At 71.9% G+C, this 17,796-nt stretch carries 15 protein-coding genes; 2 read left to right on the top strand and 13 right to left on the bottom strand.

Features of this window, described 5'->3' with window-relative positions:
* Positions 1–9 precede the first annotated feature (9 nt).
* Entirely contained in the window at positions 10–843 is an 834-nt protein-coding gene (locus ACPZVR_RS00730) for a fumarylacetoacetate hydrolase family protein (RefSeq protein ID WP_436697648.1), read from the bottom strand.
* Between the two features lie 178 nt (positions 844–1,021).
* Entirely contained in the window at positions 1,022–3,244 is a 2,223-nt protein-coding gene (locus ACPZVR_RS00725) for a cytochrome P450/oxidoreductase (RefSeq protein ID WP_436697647.1), read from the bottom strand.
* A gap of 152 nt (positions 3,245–3,396) precedes the next feature.
* On the opposite strand from ACPZVR_RS00725, the gene ACPZVR_RS00720 reads away from it, so the two are divergent.
* Positions 3,397–4,506, top strand: coding sequence for an NDMA-dependent alcohol dehydrogenase (locus ACPZVR_RS00720; RefSeq protein WP_436697646.1), 1,110 nt, complete (start codon positions 3,397–3,399; stop codon positions 4,504–4,506).
* A 113-nt stretch (positions 4,507–4,619) separates the two neighbouring features.
* Here the strand turns inward: ACPZVR_RS00720 and ACPZVR_RS00715 are convergent, their stop codons facing one another.
* From ACPZVR_RS00715 to ACPZVR_RS00700, 4 genes are read right to left on the bottom strand one after another with little or no spacing between them, the layout of a single operon-like run.
* Positions 4,620–5,528: an ABC transporter permease gene (locus ACPZVR_RS00715; RefSeq protein ID WP_436697645.1), complete on the bottom strand. Its 909-nt coding sequence runs from the start codon at positions 5,526–5,528 to the stop codon at positions 4,620–4,622.
* 1 nt (position 5,529) lies between these two features.
* Positions 5,530–6,777 (bottom strand): ABC transporter permease subunit, encoded by a 1,248-nt coding sequence (locus ACPZVR_RS00710; protein WP_436697644.1) that lies wholly within the window; start codon positions 6,775–6,777, stop codon positions 5,530–5,532.
* Entirely contained in the window at positions 6,774–8,336 is a 1,563-nt protein-coding gene (locus ACPZVR_RS00705; RefSeq protein ID WP_436697643.1) for an ABC transporter ATP-binding protein, read from the bottom strand. Before ACPZVR_RS00705 ends, ACPZVR_RS00710 begins: the two co-directional genes overlap by 4 nt.
* Positions 8,337–8,385: 49 nt before the next feature.
* Positions 8,386–9,498, bottom strand: a complete 1,113-nt coding sequence (locus ACPZVR_RS00700; protein WP_436698208.1) for a BMP family ABC transporter substrate-binding protein — start codon at positions 9,496–9,498, stop codon at positions 8,386–8,388.
* A 211-nt stretch (positions 9,499–9,709) separates the two neighbouring features.
* On the opposite strand from ACPZVR_RS00700, the gene ACPZVR_RS00695 reads away from it, so the two are divergent.
* Positions 9,710–11,185, top strand: a complete 1,476-nt coding sequence (locus ACPZVR_RS00695; protein WP_436697642.1) for an aldehyde dehydrogenase family protein — start codon at positions 9,710–9,712, stop codon at positions 11,183–11,185.
* Between the two features lie 93 nt (positions 11,186–11,278).
* On the opposite strand, the gene ACPZVR_RS00690 is transcribed toward ACPZVR_RS00695, so the two are convergent.
* From ACPZVR_RS00690 to ACPZVR_RS00660, 7 genes are all read right to left on the bottom strand, one after another.
* Positions 11,279–12,283, bottom strand: a complete 1,005-nt coding sequence (locus ACPZVR_RS00690) for an ABC transporter substrate-binding protein (protein WP_436697641.1) — start codon at positions 12,281–12,283, stop codon at positions 11,279–11,281.
* A gap of 95 nt (positions 12,284–12,378) precedes the next feature.
* The gene (locus ACPZVR_RS00685) at positions 12,379–13,158 is read right to left on the bottom strand and encodes an ABC transporter ATP-binding protein (RefSeq protein ID WP_436697640.1); all 780 of its coding nucleotides are present in this window, start codon (positions 13,156–13,158) and stop codon (positions 12,379–12,381) included.
* A 28-nt stretch (positions 13,159–13,186) separates the two neighbouring features.
* Positions 13,187–14,029, bottom strand: a complete 843-nt coding sequence (locus tag ACPZVR_RS00680) for an ABC transporter permease (protein ID WP_436697639.1) — start codon at positions 14,027–14,029, stop codon at positions 13,187–13,189.
* Complete coding sequence (locus ACPZVR_RS00675; protein WP_436697638.1) at positions 14,022–14,846, bottom strand: ABC transporter permease; 825 nt, start codon at positions 14,844–14,846, stop codon at positions 14,022–14,024. The genes ACPZVR_RS00680 and ACPZVR_RS00675 overlap by 8 nt, the downstream gene beginning before the upstream one ends.
* A 267-nt stretch (positions 14,847–15,113) precedes the next feature.
* Positions 15,114–16,595: an amidohydrolase family protein gene (locus ACPZVR_RS00670; RefSeq protein ID WP_436697637.1), complete on the bottom strand. Its 1,482-nt coding sequence runs from the start codon at positions 16,593–16,595 to the stop codon at positions 15,114–15,116.
* Positions 16,592–17,194: a thiamine pyrophosphate-dependent enzyme gene (locus ACPZVR_RS00665; RefSeq protein WP_436697636.1), complete on the bottom strand. Its 603-nt coding sequence runs from the start codon at positions 17,192–17,194 to the stop codon at positions 16,592–16,594. Before ACPZVR_RS00665 ends, ACPZVR_RS00670 begins: the two co-directional genes overlap by 4 nt.
* Positions 17,195–17,261: 67 nt before the next feature.
* Positions 17,262–17,786 carry a hypothetical protein gene (locus ACPZVR_RS00660; RefSeq protein WP_436697635.1) on the bottom strand — a complete coding sequence of 175 codons (525 nt, stop codon included), beginning with the start codon at positions 17,784–17,786 and terminating at the stop codon, positions 17,262–17,264.
* Between the last annotated feature and the right edge of the window lie 10 nt (positions 17,787–17,796).

The following is a 17,796-nucleotide window of genomic DNA, read 5'->3' as shown; positions in this document are numbered from 1 at the left end:
GCGATCGGCTCAGCCGGTCGACGCGCCCACGGTGGTGACGAGCGGCAGCACGGGTCCGACCTCGATCCGGATCCGGTCGCCCGGGGCGAGGAACCGGTCGAGGTCCTGGCCGGTGCCGGCCGGGGTGCCGGTCAGCACGACGTCGCCCGGCTCGAGCGCGGCGTACCAGGAGATGCGGGAGACCAGGTCGGGGATCGCGAAGATCATCCCGGCGCTGGTGTCCTCCTGACGCAGGTCGCCGTTGACCCACGTCCGCACCGGGATCGCGTCGGCGTCCGCGAGCTCCTCGACCGAGCAGACCGAGCTGCCGAGCGGGTTGCACCCGGGGAAGCTCTTCGCGAGCGTCGGGGTCGCGGTCCGCTTCATCACGTCGCGCGCCGTCATGTCGTTGGCGGCGGTGATGCCGGCGACGGCCGGCCAGACCTGCTCCGGACCGGCGCGGTGGAGACGGCGCCCGATCACGACGGCGATCTCGCCCTCGTAGTCGAGCTGCTCGGTCGCGTCCGCCGGGAACGGGACCTCGGCGTCCGGCGAGAGCATCGCCGAGGACGCCGCCAGGTAGAGGATCGGCTCCGTGGGCAGGTCGCGCCCGGCCTTCGCGGCCTTGGACCGGTAATTGAGCCCGACGCCCCACATCGCCCGGGGCCGGCCCAGCGGCGCGAGCAGCCGGGTGGCGTCGGTCGGGATCCGACCCGTGACGGCGCAGTCGTCGAGACAGGCGAGCGAGCCGGTCGCCTCGACGACCGCGCCGAGATCGGGGAACGGGGTGGCGAGGAGGGCGATCTCGTCGCCCTCGACTCGTCCGAGCCCGTGTTCGGTCGTCACCGCGTGCATGGCAGTCATCTTTTATTGCGAGATGGCATCATGTCAAGCGATACGCACGCGAGATGGCGGCACCCGACGGCCAGGGGTCGCCGAGGCCCAGAACCCGCATGGGGACAGGGTTTTGGGCAGCACGAACACCCGGCACCGGGTCTTCGGTGCCGGGTGTCGCGTGGGTCAGATCACGCCGGTGGCGTCGCTACAGGTCGAGGACCAGCGTGGGCGTGCACGACCGGCTGACGCAGATCATCATCGACCGACCGGCGGCCTGCTCGGTCTCGCTCAGCACCTCGTCACGATGGTCGGGCGTGCCCTCGAGCACGCGGGTCTCGCAGGAGCCGCAGAAGCCCTTCTCACAGTCGTAGGCGATGCCCGGGACCGCCTCCCGGACGACCTCGATCAGCCGCTTGTCGACCGGGACGTCGACGGTGACGCCCGAGCGCCGCAGCTCCGCGCGGAACGGCGTGTTGCCCTCGGTCGAGGTCAGCCGCGCCTCCATCTCGTCACTCGCGGCGAACCGCTCGATATGGAGGTCGGCCCGGCGGCCGAGCTCGTCGCAGATCCGCTGGACCTCCGCGATCATGGCGCCGGGACCGCAGCAGTAGACGGCCGTGCCGGGCGGCGTCGCGGCGACGGCCGCCCGCAGGTCGGGGAGGCCGTGCTCGTCCTGGGGCACCAGCTGCACGTCGATGCCGGGCAGGGCGGTCAGCTCGTCGGCGAAGGCCATGGTGGCGCGCGAACGGCCGCCGTACACCACGCGGGCCGGTCGTCCGCGCGCCGCGAGCGAGCGGGCCATGGCCAGGATCGGCGTGACCCCGATGCCGCCCGCGATGAGCAGGTGGCCGTCGGCGTCGACGAGGGGGAAGTGGTTGCGCGGACCGCGGACGGTCAGCTCACGGCCGGCGACCGCGACGTCGTGCAGCTCCTCGGACCCGCCGCGGCCGGCGCGCTCGCGCAGCACCGCGAACCGGTACGACGAGCGGTCGTCGAGCGCGCCGCACAGGGAGTACTGCCGCAGCCGGCCGGAGGGGAGCCGCACCTCGAGGTGCGCGCCCGGCTGCCACCGGGGCAGCGCGCGGCCGTCGGTCGCCCGCACGGTGATGGCCAGCACGTCCTCGGCGGCCACGTCGACGGTGTCGAGGACGACGTCGTAGGTCTCGGTGCCGTGACTGGCGCCTGTGAACCGGTCGACCTGGTCGCCGACCCGCGGGCCGGGGGTGAACGTCGCGGGGATGACGTCCCAGCCCATGTGGTTGCCGCGCGAGGCGTAGCCGACGACGCGGTCGCGGTCGACCTTGTAGTCGGGGAGCCGGGTGAGGACCTGGTGGATCATCTCCTGGAACATGGCCCGCGCCAGGTGCGCGCCGGGGCAGCGGTGCGTGCCGATGCCGAAGGTGAGGTGCCGGCTGGCGTCGCGGTCGAGGCGGACCTCGTGCGGCTCGCTGAAGACCTCGGGGTCGTGGTTGGCCGCGAACCACGGCACGAGCACCCGCTCGCCGGCCCGGACGGGGCAGCCGCCGATCTCGGTGTCGGTGGTCGTGGTCCGCGACATGGCGGTGACCGAGCCGTAGCGGCGCAGGAACTCGTCGGTGCCGTCGACGAGCAGGTCGGGCGCGTCGATGAGCTGCTGGCGCATCTCGGGGTGCTCGTCGAGGTGCACGAGCACCGAGCCGGTCAGCGAGGTGGTGGTGTCGACGCCGCCGGTGATGGCGATGCCGATCACCGAGAACAGCTCGGCGTCGGTGAACTCCGTGCCGTCGGCCTTGCGCTCCTGGAGCAACCGGCTGATCACGTCGTCCTTCGGCGCGGCGCGACGCTCGGCGATGAGCTCGGCGAGGCGCTTCTCCATGTAGGCCATGCCCTCGTACGCGCGCTGGGCGCGCTCGCTGCCGGGCTCGGAGGTGAAGACGTCGTGGATCGGACGGCCGATCCGCATCCAGTCCTCCTCGGGGAAGCCGATCCAGTCCAGCGTCACCGCGCTGGGGAGCGGGTTGGTCAGCACCTCGACCAGGTCGGCACTGCCCGACTCGATGAACTCGTCGACGATGCGGGACGCGTGCCGCGCGATCATCGGGCGCAGCTCGTCGACGGCGGCCGGCGAGAGGATCAGGTCCAGCAGCCGGCGGTACTCCACGTTGTCCGGCGGGTCCTGCTCCAGCGGCTGCTGCATGTTGCCGCCGAACGGACCGCTCGGGATCACGATGGCGGTGCCCTCGAGGTTGCCCGCCGCGCGCGTGGAGGAGAACAGGGCGTCGTTGCGCGCGACGTGGAAGACGTCGGCGTACCGGGTCAGGTAGACGTAGCCGTTCTCGTGCGCATCCGACCGGCCCACCGGGCACTTCTCTCGGAACGCCGCGTAGTAGCCGACGATGTCATCGCGGCATTCCGGCGAGTGGTGGTCGAATTTCTCGTAGGTTGACATACCCCGTCCTCATCGGCCGTACCTGTGTGAGCGAACTCTCAAGTGAGACTAGACCGTCTCGCAAGACGAGTCAACGTCTCGCATTGCGCGATCAGTCGGTGTCCCTTACCGTCGGAGCGACACACCTGCGAGGACACGAGAAGGATCTGCTCATGCGAACCAGAGGCGCGATCGTCCGGACGGCTCCGGGCCCCTACGAGGTGGTCGACCTGGAGGTCGCCGACCCCGCCGAGGGCGAGGTCCAGGTCCGCCTGGCCGCCGCCGGCCTGTGCCATTCCGACGACCACATCGCCGTCGGCGACTCCCCGGTCGCGATCTATCCCTTCGCCCTCGGCCACGAGGGCGCGGGCGTGGTGACCAAGGTCGGTCGCGGCGTGACCGGCCTCGCCGAGGGCGACCACGTCATCTTCTCCTTCCTGCCCGCCTGCGGCCGCTGCCGCTGGTGCGCGAGCGGGATGCAGAACCTCTGCGACGAGGGCGGCAAGGTCTGGATGGCACCGGAGATGCCCCGCCTCCACCTCGCCGACGGCGGCGACCCGGTCGGTCAGATGTGCGGCGTCTCGGCCTTCGTGGAGACCACCACGGTCGACGCCCGCTCCGTCGTCAGGATCGGCGACGACCTGCCCCTCGACAAGGCGTGCCTCGTCGGCTGCGGCGTCGCGACCGGGTGGGGTGCGGCGGTCAACTCCGGCGCCGTCCGGCCCGGCCACATCGTCATCGTGATGGGCATCGGCGGCATCGGCATCAACGCGGTCCAGGGGGCGGTGCACGCCGGCGCCACCACGGTGATCGCCGTCGACCCGGTCGAGTTCAAGCGCGAGGAGGCCAAGCGCTTCGGCGCGACGCACGCCTTCGCGACGATGGCCGAGGCCGCCGAGATCGCCCGCCAGCACAGCAACGGCCAGGGGGCCGACGCCGCCATCGTCACGGTCGGCGTGGTCACGGGCGAGCACGTCGGCGAGGCCTTCTCGGCCATCCGCAAGGGTGGCACGGCCGTCGTCACGGGGCTGGGCGACAACGCCGCCGTCGGGGCGCCGATCAGCCTGACCGAGCTCACGCTCTACCAGAAGCGCATCCAGGGCTCCCTGTTCGGCCAGTGCAACCCGACCGCCGACATCCCGGCGCTGCTCGACCTCTACCGCGCCGGCGTCCTCAAGCTCGACGAGATCGTCACCCGCACCTACGCGCTGGACGAGATCGGCCAGGGCTACGAGGACATGCACGCGGGCCGCAACCTGCGCGGGGTCGTCCTCTTCGACTGACTGCCGCAGCAGACGCTCGACACGACAACGGGGCCGCATCCGATCGGATGCGGCCCTGTTGTCGTCGCGTCGTGCCGGACGGCACCGGCGACCGGCCGGAGGCGTCCGCCGCGCTAACGCGCCGGCGCGAAGGGTTGGCCGAGCGCGAGTGGTCGTCGGGACCGGGCGCCGAGGAGGGCGAGCGACACCAGCGCCAGGAGGTACGGCGTCGCGGCGAGCAGCTGCGGCGACACGGAGTACCCGATGGCCGGCAGGGCCAGCTGCAGGCCCTGGGCGATGCCGAAGACGGCGCAGGCGCCGATCACGCCCCGCAGCATCCAGCCGCCGAAGATGACGGCGGCGATCACGATGTAGCCGCGCCCCGCGGTCATGCCGGAGGTGAACGAGCCGGACTGGAAGACCGAGAGGTACGCCCCACCGACGCCCGAGCACAGGCCGCAGAAGAGCAGCGCCTGGCGGCGGCGGGCGTTGACGTCGATGCCGGTCAGGTCGCCGGCCACCGGGTCGTCGCCGGCGGCCCGGAGCTCGAGGCCCACACGGCGGCGGCGGACCCACCAGATGACGAGGAGCAGCGGCAAGAGCAGGTAGACCACCCAGGGCTGCACGAAGAACGCCTTGCCGATGACCGGAAGGTCGGACACCAGCGGGATCCGCCAGGCCGAGCTGCCGGGGATGTCGAGCATCGTCGTCGACAGCAGGTAGTTGGTCACGCCGAGCACGAGCACGTTGAGCGAGAGGCCCACGACGTAGGTGTTGAGCTGCAGCCGGTGGCTCAGGTTGCCGTGCACGAAGGCCACGGCGAGTCCCGCGAGCATGCCGCACAGCAGCCCCACGACGGGCGATCCCGTCTCCGAGGCGGCGTAGGCCGCGGCGAAGGCGGAGCCGAGCATCATGCCCTCGACGGAGAGGTTGAAGGTGCCGGCCCGCTGGGCGACGTACTCCCCCAGCCCGGCGAAGAGCAGCGGCACCATCAACGGCACCGACGCGGTCAGGATCGTCTCGAGGTCCGTCGTCAGGTTCATCTCAGGCCTCCACGGAACGGCGGATCCGGCGGCGGCGCAGCGCCGCGAGCAGGACGGGGGGACACAGCAGGGCGACCACGATCGCGGCGGTGATCACGTTGACGATGTCCACGGGGACGCCGTGACCACCGAGCAGGCCGCCACCGGCGACCATCGCACCGAACACCAGGGCCAGCAGGACGCTCACGCCGGCGTTGGTCCGGGCGGCGAGGGCGATGAGCAGGCCGCTCCAGCCGATCGAGCTGGAGACGCCGGGGTTGAGCTGGAAGCTCTGGCCCATCAGGATCGCCGCGCCCGCCGTACCGGCGAAGGCACCGGACGCCGCGACCGCGAGCGAGCCCAGCCTGGGTGCGCTGATGCCGATCGTGCCGGCGACCGCCGGGTTCTGGCCGAGGATCCGCAGTCGGTAGCCCGCGTGCGCGGACGCCAGGAACCAGGCGACGAGGGCCGCGGCGACGAGCGCCAGCACGAACGCCAGCGGCACGTCGACGCCGAGGATGTGGATCGAGGGGAGCATGGACTTCTCGGGGACGCGCGGCGACTGGGACGCCGTCCCACCGCCGAGGACCCCGTCCCCGTCATCGTGCAGGGGCCCGTCGCCACTGATCAGGGCGGTGAGGAGCTGCTCGGCGAGGAACACCAGGAGCAGCGAGCTGACCACGATGTCGACGCCGCGTCCGAACTTGAGCAGCGCGGCGAGGAAGGCCCAGCCGGCGCCCGCGAGCGCGGCGGCGACGAAGGCCAGCACGATCGTCACCGGGCCGGAGGCGTCGACGTGGAAGACGACGAAGCCGGCGCCGATCGCGCCCAGGGTGACCTGGCCCTCCTGGCCGATGTTGAACTGGCCGGCACGCATGCAGATCACCGCGCCGACGGCGACGAGCAGCAACGGCGCGGCGGCGGTGAGCATGTAGCCGATCGAGATGCTGCTGCCGATGCTGCCCTCGAACAGGTCGCCCAGGATCACGCCCGGGTCGTGGCCGGTCGCCCAGCCGAGCAGCAGTCCGACGCCGATGCCCAGCGAGAGGAAGGCCACGAACGCCAGGACCTGCTCGGTCGCGGGCCGCGCTCCCGAGCGCAGGGAGCCGAGGAGCCCGGCGGCGACCGCGTCGGCTCCTCCGCCCGACGGTGGCGACGGCGTACCGCCCGGGGTCGCGGCCGGCTCGGAGACCTCGGTGCTCCGAACGCCGTCCCCGGGAGCCTGCTCGGGGGAGCGCAGCGGAGGGGACGAAGGTCCTGGGGTGGTCATGCGCTCACTCCTCCCATCAGCAGACCGAGCCGTTCGGGGTCGGCCTCGGCGCGGGCCAGCTCTCCTTGGATCCGGCCCCGGTAGATCACGGCGATGCGGTCGGAGAGCTGCATGATCTCGTTCAGGTCGGACGAGATCAGGAGCACGGCCACGCCGGCGGCGGCCGCCTGGCGCATCCGCTCGTGCAGGTCGGCGACGGCCCCGACGTCCAGGCCCCGGGTGGGCTGGGCGAGCACGAGGACCGCCGGCCCGGCGGACATCTCCCGGGCGAGGACGACCTTCTGCTGGTTGCCGCCCGAGAGCGACCGCATCGGCTGGTCGACCGTCGCGACGGCGATGTCGAACTCCTCGACCAGCCGCTCGGCCAGGCCGTGCAGCCGGCGCCGGGAGACGACTCCCGCGCGCGACAGCGACTTCAGGCCCGCGAGGGCGAGGTTGTCGGCGACCGACATGTCGAGGATGCAGCCGGACGTCTTCCGGTCCTCCGGTACGACGCCGACGCCTGCCTTGCGCGTCGAGCCCGGTCGGCCGACCGGGACCCTGCGCCCGTGCACCCGGACCTCGCCCGCCTGCAGGGGGAGCGAGCCCGCGAGCAGCGCGGACAGCCACTGCTGGCCGTTGCCCTCGACCCCCGCGACGCCGACGATCTCGCCCGCCCGGATCTCGAGGTCGAGCGCGTCGAGCGCGCGGGTCCCGTCGTGGGTCGCCGTCGCGCCGACGATGCGCAGCACCGGCTCGTCGTCCGCCATCGGGGGCGACTCGCCCCGCCCGCCCGGCCCGCGCGCCTCGCCCGCGACCGGAGCCGGGTCGGCGCCGATCGCGGCGGCCACGTCCGCCGTACCGGGCAGGTCGCGCCCGATCATGTGACGGGCGAGCTCGGTCACCGGCGTCTCCGCGGGGATCACCCGGGAGACGACGCGACCGCCGCGCATCACCGTGGCGCGATGGGCCACCGCGGTGATCTCGGCCAGGTTGTGGCTGATCAGGACGACCGAGCAGCCGTCCTGGTCGACCAGCCGGCGGAGCATGGTGAACAGCGAGCGCGACTCCTGCCGGGTCAGGACCGCGGTCGGCTCGTCGAGGACGAGCAGCCGCGGCCGGTCGATCAGGCAGGTGACCAGCTCGACGCGCTGCTGCTCGCCGACGCTAAGGTCGGCGACGAGCGCCCGCGGCGAGACCTCGAGCCCGAAGCGCTCGCTGACCTCCTCGATCTGCGCGATGGTGCGGTCCCGGTCGACCCGACCCTCCCCGCTGAGGACGACGTTCTCCCAGACCGACAGCGTGGGGATGAGGCTGTAGTGCTGGTGCACCATCCGCACGCCGAGTGCGCGGGCCGCGTTCGGGTCGCGGATGACCGCCTGCTCACCGGCCAGGATCACCTCTCCGCGGTCGGGGCGGACCAGCCCGAGGAGGATGTTCATCAGGGTCGACTTGCCGGCGCCGTTCTGCCCCAGCAGGCCGTGGATCTCCCCCGGCGCGACCTCGAGGTCGACGTCGAAGCAGGCCGGGACCCCGTTGAAGTGCTTGGTGATGCCGGCCATGCGGAGCGCCGGTGTCATCGGCTCCACCTCCGGTCGGGAAGCCGCAGCCTCACTCATCATCGTCGGATCAGGACGCGCCGGCCATGCCGAACAGGTCGATCTTGCCGGCGTTGATGTCGGCCTGGGCCTGCTCGATCGCCTGGCTCATGGCGTCCTTGCCGTCGCCCGCGCCGTCGCACGCGTGGACCGCGGGCACCGGGTCGACACCAAGGCGCCAGTTGCGGGTGACGCCGAGCTCGAGCTCGCCCTCGGCGAAGAGGTCGAGCATCGGGGCCAGGTAGTAGCCGGGCGCGAAGACGACATCGCCGATGAAATCGGCCTCGCCGGAGTCGCAGAAGGTCTTCGGCGAGCCGAGCACCGGGATGCCCGCCTCCTTCGCCTTCTTCGCGACCGCGATCGTCGGCGCCCCGAAGTACGGGTACACCGCGCCGATGCCCTGCGATGCCTGGGCGTTGAAGCCCTCGACGGCCTTGCCGACGTCGATCTGGTCGCCCGTGTAGGTCTCCACGACCTCGGCGTCCGGCACCTGGGCCTTGACGCCCTCGGTGAAGACCTTGCCGATGGTGGTGTTGAACGGCGCGGCGATGCCGGACAGGAAGCCCGTCTTCTTGATGTCGTTGGCCTTCATGTACGCGCCCATGGCGATGCCGGCGACGTACGCGTAGTCGAGGCCCACGTCGTAGGACTGCGTGAAGGTCTCGTCCTGCTCCGGCGAGCCGTAGCCGCCCTGCAGGTAGAAGAAGGTGTCCTTGCACAGCGGGTTGGACGCCGCCGTGACGGCCTGCGCGAGCTGCGCGTCGCTGATCACGATCAGGTCGACCCGCTGGCGGCACAGGTTCTCCGCCGCGGTGACCGCCTGGGTCAGCGGGACCAGTCCCTGGACAGTGTGCTCCCAGTCGTACTTGTCCGCGGCGTAGGCCACCGCGTCCGCGGTGCTCTGGTAGTAGGTGCCGTCGTTGGTGTCGCCCGAGGTGATGACGCCGACGGAGACCTTGCCGTCCCCGTTCTGGTCGGGCTGTCCCTTCGGGACGGCGCCCTCGCCCGCCCACTGGGGCGCGGTCGCCGTACCGGGCTCTCCGATGGTGGCTCCGCGCGCGACGGCGAACGGGTCGGGGCCGTCGAAGCCCTTCGCCTTCTTCGGCTCGTCGTCGCTGGAGCCGCAGCCGGCCATCGCGAGCATGGCCACAGCAACGCAGGCTGCTGAGAACTTCTGGATTCGCATGTTTCTCCGCCCTCGATCCATCCGAGTAGTGCGTGACTTGCGGGTCGTTCCGACCTGGTCCGAGTGCCTGCCGGCCGAGCCCCGGGAACTGCGCCAGCATGCACCAGCCCGTCTCGCAATGCAACACATCATCTTGACTATTGTTATGGGCGGGTCGGACGATCGGAGGGTGACCACGGATGCGAAGACCCCCGCAGCAGCCGCTCCGAGCGGTGATCACCTCGGCACCTTCATCGGCGGGAGCTGGCTCGAACGAAGCTCCGCGTTCCCCTCCGTCGACCCGGCGACGGGCGAGACGTTCGGCCGGATCTCGGCGAGCGAGGTCGCCGACGTCGACCGCGCCGTCTCCGCGGCACGCGCGGCCGCGCGCGACTGGTCACGCACGTCCCCCTCGGAGCGCGGCGCGATCCTCGGCCGCTGGGCGGGGCTGGTCTTCCAGCACCAGCACCGGCTGGCCGCGCTCGAGGCGCGCGACGTCGGCAAGCCGCTGTCCGGCGGCCTGCTGAACGTCCAGATCGCCGGCTCGATCCTGCAGTTCACGGCGGGCGGCGCCGACAAGCTGACCGGTGCCACGCTGCCGACCCGCTCCCCCGACTACCTCGGCTTCACGCGCCGCGAGCCGCACGGCGTGTGCGCGATCGTGCTGCCCTGGAACGTCCCCGCGGTCCTGTGCGCCGCCAACCTCGCACCGGCGCTCGCCGCGGGCAACACCGTCGTGCTGAAGCCGTCGGAGGTCGCCCCCCTGGTCATCCACGCGCTCGTCGAGCTCGCCGAGGAGGCCGGGCTGCCTCCGGGCGTCCTCAACGTCCTCACCGGCGTCGGCGCCGAGCTCGGCGCCACCCTGGTCGGCCACCCGGGCATCGACCACATCAGCTTCGTCGGCTCCGTGGCCACCGGACGCCTGGTCATGCAGGCCGCCGCCCAGAACCTCGTCCCGATCAAGGTCGAGCTCGGCGGCAAGTCGCCCAACGTCGTCTTCGCGGACGCCGACCTGGACGTCGCCGTCCCCGCGATCGTGCGGTCGATCACCGAGAACGCCGGCCAGAACTGCAACGCCGGCTCCCGGCTCCTCGTCGAGGCCGGCATCGCCGGCGAGGTCCGGGACCGGGTGCTCGCCGCGATGGCCGAGATCCGGATCGGCGCCTGGGACGAGGACCTCGACATGGGTCCCCTGGTGAACCAGGTCCAGCACGCCCGCGTGAGCGACCTCATCGAGGGTGCGCTCGGCGACGGCGTCGAGCTGCTCCTCGGCGGCGCCCGGCCGGCGGGCCGCGACACCGGCAACTTCCTCGCCCCCACCGTGCTCGAGGTGACCGACCGCGCCGCCGCCATCGTCGGCCAGGAGATCTTCGGTCCGGTGCTGACCGTGGAGACCTTCGCCGGCGACGACGACGCGATCGCGCTCGCCAACGGCACCGACTTCGGCCTGCTCGCCTGCATCTGGACCAATGACGTCTCGCGGGCGCTGCGCATGTCCGCCGAGATCGGCGCCGGGCAGATCTCCGTGAACCAGTTCTCCGACGCCGGCGTGATCGGCATGCCGTTCAACATGGCCAAGCAGAGCGGGTTCTCCTCCGGCAACGGCTACCGCGGGCTCTACGAGTTCACGCGCGAGAAGGCCGTCGCGGTCAAGCTGCTCGGCTGACCCGACCCGACCCGACGCGAGGGCGCCCGGACCCGAAGGTCCGGGCGCCCTCGTCCGTCACCGGCAGCCCGCGCCGGGCGGCGCGGGAAGCCGCTACTTCGTGGTCACGTACGACGGCACGAAGTCCTCGGGCGAGGGCGGGTCGTCGAGCCGGTCCTGGCCGACGAGGATCTCGCCCATCCGCTCGAGGGCGTCGGTGTCGACGCGCGCCTCGTAGATGTTCTCGGGCAGGGTCTTCAGCACGGCCGCGTCCTGCTTGCACTGGGCCGAGGCGATCGCGAAGCGCTCGTCGTCGTTGGCGGGGTCGTTGAACGCCTCGTTGGTCTCGATCAGCGCGTCCTGGAAGGCCTTGAGCTGCTTCTCCTTCTCCTCGGCCTCCTTGCCGGTGGCGACATAGCCGGCGAAGACCAGGTTGCTGCCCTCGCCCGCGACGACGTAGGGGTCGCCGAGGCTGACCAGGCCGAGCTCGGGGTCGACGTTCTGGGCCGGGACCTGGGCGGCCGCCACCTTGCCCGACGCGACGGCGGAGGCGAGCTCGTTGAAGGGCAGGGCCACGAACTTGACCGTGCTCGGGTCGCCGCCCTCGAGCTTCATCCACTGGCTCGACGCGATCTGGTTGATGCCGCCGACCTCGTTGACGCCGATGGTCTTGCCGTTCAGGTCGGCGGCCTCGGTGATCCCGGCGTCCTTGGCCACGACCATGGCGTTGGCGGCGTCGGCCTCGACGCTGGTGGTCTCGTAGGCGGTGGCGATCCACTTGAGGTCCAGGCCCTGGTCGATGGCGATCATCGTGGAGAACGGGTTGGCGAAGGCGAGGTCGATGTCCCCGCTCTGCAGCGCCGTCAGGGCCGCCGCGCCGCCCGTGGACTTCACCAGCTCCACGTCCACGCCGTGCTCGGCGAACAGGCCCTTCTCCTGGGCCCAGTAGACGACCTCGTTGCACAGGCCCAGGGTCGTGACGCGAAGGCTGCCCCCGGCGTCGGCTCCGGCGTCGTCGTCCGACGAGCCGCACGCGGTGAGCGTCGTACCGACGCCGAGGCCGAGGACGCCGACGACCGCGAGTCGGCGACGCAGGGTGGATGCATGACGAGCTCTCATGGCGCGCCCTTTCGGTGGGAGGGATTCGTTGGGGAGGGACATCGCCCCGCGGCGGCGCCGCGGGCGAGCGGGCGACCCGGCGACGCCGGGATCGGTCAGGCCACGGTCGGGGTGTCGGGCCGCATCACCAGGCGGAACACCTCGCTGCGGAGCTTGGCGAAGCGGGCGTCGAGCTTGGTCTCGACCTGGTCCCGCGGCCGCGGGAGGTCGACCGTGAGGTCGGCGGCGATCCGGCCGGGGTTGGCCGCCAGGACGACGATCCGGTCGGCCATGTAGACCGACTCGTCGATGTCGTGGGTCACGAACGCCACCGTGACGTCGTACTCGTGACGCACGCGGAGCACGAGGTCCTCGAGGTCGGCGCGGGTCTGGGCGTCGACGGCGGCGAAGGGCTCGTCCATCAGCATCACGGTGGGCTCGGTGACGAGTGCGCGGGCGATGGCGACGCGCTGCTGCATGCCGCCGGACATCTGCCAGGGGTACATCTCCCCCTTGCCCGCCAGTCCGACGGACTCCAGCGCGTGCTCGACCCGGGACCGCTGCTCCTCCTTGCCCAGCCGCGCGGCCGTCAGCGCCGTGGTGAGGTTGCGACGCACGCTCATCCACGGGAAGAGGGAGCGGCTGTAGTCCTGGAAGACCACGGAGAGCCCGGCCGGTGGACCGGTGACCGGCTCGTCGCCGAGCCGGATCTCGCCACCGGTCGGCCTCAGCAGACCGGCCATCATCATGAGGAGCGTCGACTTGCCACAGCCCGAGGGCCCGACGATGCTGACGAACTCCTGGGACCGGATGGTCAGCGAGGTCTCGGTGAGCACCTCCTTGGCCTCGGCACCGCGGCCGTAGGACTTGCGGACTCGGTCGACGACGACGTTCATCGGTTCACTCCCTGTGGGTGCCGGCGGGTCACAGCGCGTCGAGACCGGTCCGCCGCTGCCAGCGCAGCAGCCGGGTCTCGATCCGGCCGAAGGCCAGGTTGAGGACGATCCCGATCAGGCCGATCAGGACGAAGGCCGACCACATGTCGAGGTAGCGGAAGCTCGACTGGGCGACGACGATCTGGAAGCCGAGGCCCTCGGTGGTGGCGTAGAGCTCGGAGATCACCATGAGGATCAGCCCGATCCCGAGGCTGACCCGCAGGCCGGCCAGGATCTGCGGTGCCGCGGCCGGGACGATCACCCGGCGGTAGAGGATCCAGCGTGAGACCCGCATGCTGCGGGCACTGCGCAGCCACATCGGGTCGACCCCCGCGACGCCGTCCGCCGTGTTGATCATGACCACCCAGACGCTGCCCAGGAAGATGAGGAAGACGTTCATGCTGCTGGCGACGCCGAAGATCTGCACCGCGATCGGCAGCAGCACCGTGTTGGGGATGGCGGCGAAGAAGCGCACGACCGGTCCGTACATCCGGGCGATCACGGGGCTCCGGCCGAGCACCACGCCGCACCCGATGCCGACCACGACTGCCAGTCCCCAGCCGCGGGCGAAGCGCGACAGGCTGGTCGTGACCTCGCTCCAGAAGAGGTCGGAGAGGAAGAGCTGCGAGGCCGGTCCGCCCAGCCACACCTCGCCGAAGTTCTCCAGGATCCGGGAGATCGGCGGCACGAACAGCGATTCGCTGACGCGGCCGTAGACCTCCCAGAGCACCAGGACGAGCGCCAGGAGCCAGAGGTTCCCCACCGCCGACGCCGCTCGCCGCAGCGCGGTCGCCACGCGGCGCGGGCCCGTCCTCGTCGTTCGGCTAGTCATGGGCCACCCACCTCACGAGCCGGCGCTCCGCACGGACCAGCGCGGAGAAGAGCAGGGCGCCGCCGGTTCCGAGCAGCAGCACCCCGGCGTAGACGACCTCGGGGCGCGAGGCCTGCGTGTACTGCACGAGCACCGTGCCCACGCCGTACCGCGCGCCGAGCAGCTCGGTCGAGATCACCACGACCAGCGCGATGCCGACCGCGACCCGGACACCGGTGAGGATCGAGGGCAGCGCGCTCGGCAGCGTGACCCACGCCTGCTGGCGCCACCAGCCCCAGCGCAGCGAGCGGGCGACGTCGCGCCGCATCGGCTCGGTGGTCGCGACGCCGTAGATGGTGTTGATCAGGATCGGCCACACCACGGCGTACAGGCCGATGGAGACCTTCATCTCCATGCCCAGGCCGAAGATGAGGACGCCGATCGGGATCAGCGCCGTGGCCGGCACCGAGCGGAAGGTGTTGACCACGACCATGGTCGGGCGCTGCAGGAAGGCGAAGCTGCTCGCGACCAGGCCGACGGCCACCGCGACCAGCGAGCCCACCAGGACCGTGATGCCCGTGGCCGCGGCACTGTCGACCGCGCCGGCCAGGAAGTCCCGGTCGCCGAGGATCGTGGGCAGCGCACCCAGCACCGACCACGGACCGGGCAGCGAGGAGCGCGGCACGATGTCGAGGGTGCCGAGCAACTGCCAGAGCAGCAGCAGGCTCACCACCCCGGCCACTCCCAGCGCGACCGGGGCCGTCCGCTCGGTCCAGCGGGCCCGGCCGGAGCCGTCGACCCGCTCCGGGCCGCGGACGGCTGCGTGGTCGGTCTTCATCGGACCCCCTGGCGAGGACGGCGATCTCTCGGCGACGTGACCCGCGTCACGTTGCGATCGAACCTAGAGGTCCGCCGTCGCCCATGTCAACATGCAATCCGACATCTCGCATAGCAATATGGCGCGACGGAGCAGTGAGGGCGGGGGATCACGTGCCAGCCCCGCAGTAACACGCCGTCCACCTGCCGAAATCGGCAGTAACACGCCGTCCCAGCGACGTGGACGGCGTGTTACTGCGGGCAACGGCGTGTTACAGCGCCGACCGACTCAGTGGCAGACGGCCGATCCCCCGCCGACGGCGGCCTCGACCTGCTCCAGGACCGGCCGCACCTCCTCGAACCGGGCGAGCCGGTCGGGCAGGGTCGTCCAGATCCGCGTGGCGATCTCGCGCGCCTCGGCACGGATCGCGTCCTCGTCGATGCCGGGGAAGGCGCGGTCCACGAACACGCCCTCGCCGGCGACGTAGACGCTGCGCACCGCCGAGCCGAGCTCGGCGTACGCGAGCTGGTGGCGCAACTGCTCCGCGGGCGCCGGCCAGACGTAGTCGGTGTCGATGACGGTGAGGTCGGCCTGGGCGCCCACGGCGAGGCGACCGACGTCGGCACCGAGCGCGGCGGCACCGTTGGTCCAGCACATGCCCAGGCCGTCGTTGGCGGTCGGCCACGTCTCCGGCGGGCCCTGCACGCGATGCAGGATCGTGGAGAGCTTGAGCGTCTCGAACATGTTCTGCGTGTCGTTGCTCGACGCCCCGTCCGAGCCGATGGCGACCTTCGCACCCGCCTTCAACAGTGCCGGCACCGGCGCGACGCCCGCGCCCAGCTTGAGGTTGCTCGCCGGATTGTGGACGGCGACCGCGTCCGTCTGCGCGAAGAGCTCGACCTCCTCGGGGCTCAGCCAGATCGCGTGCGCGAAGGACGCCCAGTCCTGCAGGGCGTCGAGCTTCGCGAGGAACTCGACGGTCGAGACACCGTAGCGCTGCTGCGCCATCCGGATCTGCGACTGCGCGGAGAGCAGGTGCGTCTGCATCCGGACGCCGCGCGAGCGCGCCGTCTCGACGCTGGCCTCGAACAGCTCCGTCGAGCAGCGCGGCAGGGACGACGGTCCGAGCAGCGGCTGCAGCAGCGGCGACCTTCCCTGCCAGCGGTCGACGAACCGGTTGGCCGCCGCCAACACCACGTCGGGCGACGCGACCGGCGGCTTGCGCAGCTCCGCGCCACCCGGCACGAGGTCGACCGGGATCGAGGAGAAGAAGTCGAGGTCGGAGTACTGGATCGCCACGTTGGCGCGGAACCCGAGGTCGGCGTACGCCTGCATGATCGCGTCCATGCCGTCGTCGACCCACTCGCTGTCGGAGCGGGCGCAGTCGAGCACGGAGGTCGCGCCGCTGCGGATCATCTCGATCGCGCCGACCATCGCCGAGACGTAGAGGTCGCGCGGAGACAGCCGCGCGCCCGCGCCGCCGTACGACGCCACGACCATCCACGCGTCGAGCGGGAGGGCGTCGCACAGGCCCTTCTCGATGGTCTGGTTGGAGTGCGTGTGCGCATTGACCAGACCCGGGATGAGCAGGTCGCCGCCGAGGTCGGTCGACTCGGCCGCGCTCGCGGCGGAGCCCGCCTGGGCGAGCCAGCGGTCGGCGGCGCCGGGGCCGAGGTCGGCGATGACGCCGTCCACGACCACCACGTCGCCGAGCTCACCACCGAGCTCGAGGTCCAGCAGCCGGGCGTTGCGCAGCAGCCGTGTCGTCATCCTTCGTCACCCTTCGATCGTTCCCAGTTCGCCAGTGCCGTCCGGAACTCCCGCTGCGCCTCCGCGCCCGAGAGCTCGCCCGGCCCGCCGTACGGCGAGGGCTCCGGGTCGACCTCGACGACGAGCATCGCCGGTCCGGGTGCTGCCCCGAGCAGCTCGCCGAGCAGCTCCGGGAGCTCCTCGGCGGAGGTGTCGCGTACGACGGTGCGCGCAAACGGCCAGCCGGCTCCGCGCGCGATCGCGGCCAGGTCGGCGGACGCACCGGCCGCCAGCGGCTGGCCCCCGCCCGTCTCGTACCGGCCGTTGTTGAAGACGACCACGCGCAGGTTCGGCGGCGCGGCGTCGGCGATGGCGAGCAGCGAGCCGAGATTCATCACCAGGTCGCCGTCGCCCTCGAGCAGCACGAAGTCCAGGTCCGGCCTGGCCAACGCGGCACCGAGCGCGAGACCGGGCGCCGCGCCCATCGGGTCGGACGCGTAGAACGTCGGGTTCGGACCGCCGTGCTCGCGCCAGGCCCGCCCGGCGGTGCCGAGGCTCGCGACGACGACATGGCCGGGCGCGGCCGCGGCGAGCGCGCCCGCGACGTCGGCGCGCCTCATCGGGGCCTCCGCGACGTCGTGCGGCGGTGGAGCGAGGCGAGGGAGACATAGAGCTTCGTGGGGTGGTTCACGCCGACTCCCCCAGCAGTGCGCGGCGCGAGCACAGGAGCACGACGGGACGCCGCAGCAGCCAGGCCTGCTCGCTCGCCCTCTCGAACAGCCAGTCGTCGGCGGGCCCGTCGACGTGGTGCACGGTGAGGCCCGCTGCCGCGGCCACGCCGGCGGTCACCTGCCCCTTGTACATCTGGTAGTAGAAGCCGTCCTCGGCACCACCACGCGCGGCGGCCACGACCACGAGCGGCAGCTCGTGGTGGTGGGCGAACGCCGCGAGCACGTTGGCCGACAGCAGCACCCCCGCGTTCTGGCACAGCACCGCCGAGCGCAGGCCCATCAGGGCGGCACCACCCGCAACGGCCACGGCGTCGTCCTCGCGCGTCACGCGGACGTCGACGAGACCGGGATCGGCCACCACCTCGCCGATCAGCGGGCTCAGCCAGCTGTCGGGCAGGTAGGCCGCGAGGCCCACCCCGCCGGCCTTGAGCCGATCGACGATCGCCGTGCCCCGCGCCGTCGCGGTGTCGACGTCAGTCATCGCCACTCCT

The sequence above is a fragment of the Nocardioides segetis genome (assembly GCF_051390595.1).
In the GTDB taxonomy this organism is placed as follows: domain Bacteria; phylum Actinomycetota; class Actinomycetes; order Propionibacteriales; family Nocardioidaceae; genus Nocardioides.
The sequence above is the reverse complement of the archived record's forward strand: the minus strand, read 5'-3'. Positions and strand labels throughout refer to the sequence as shown.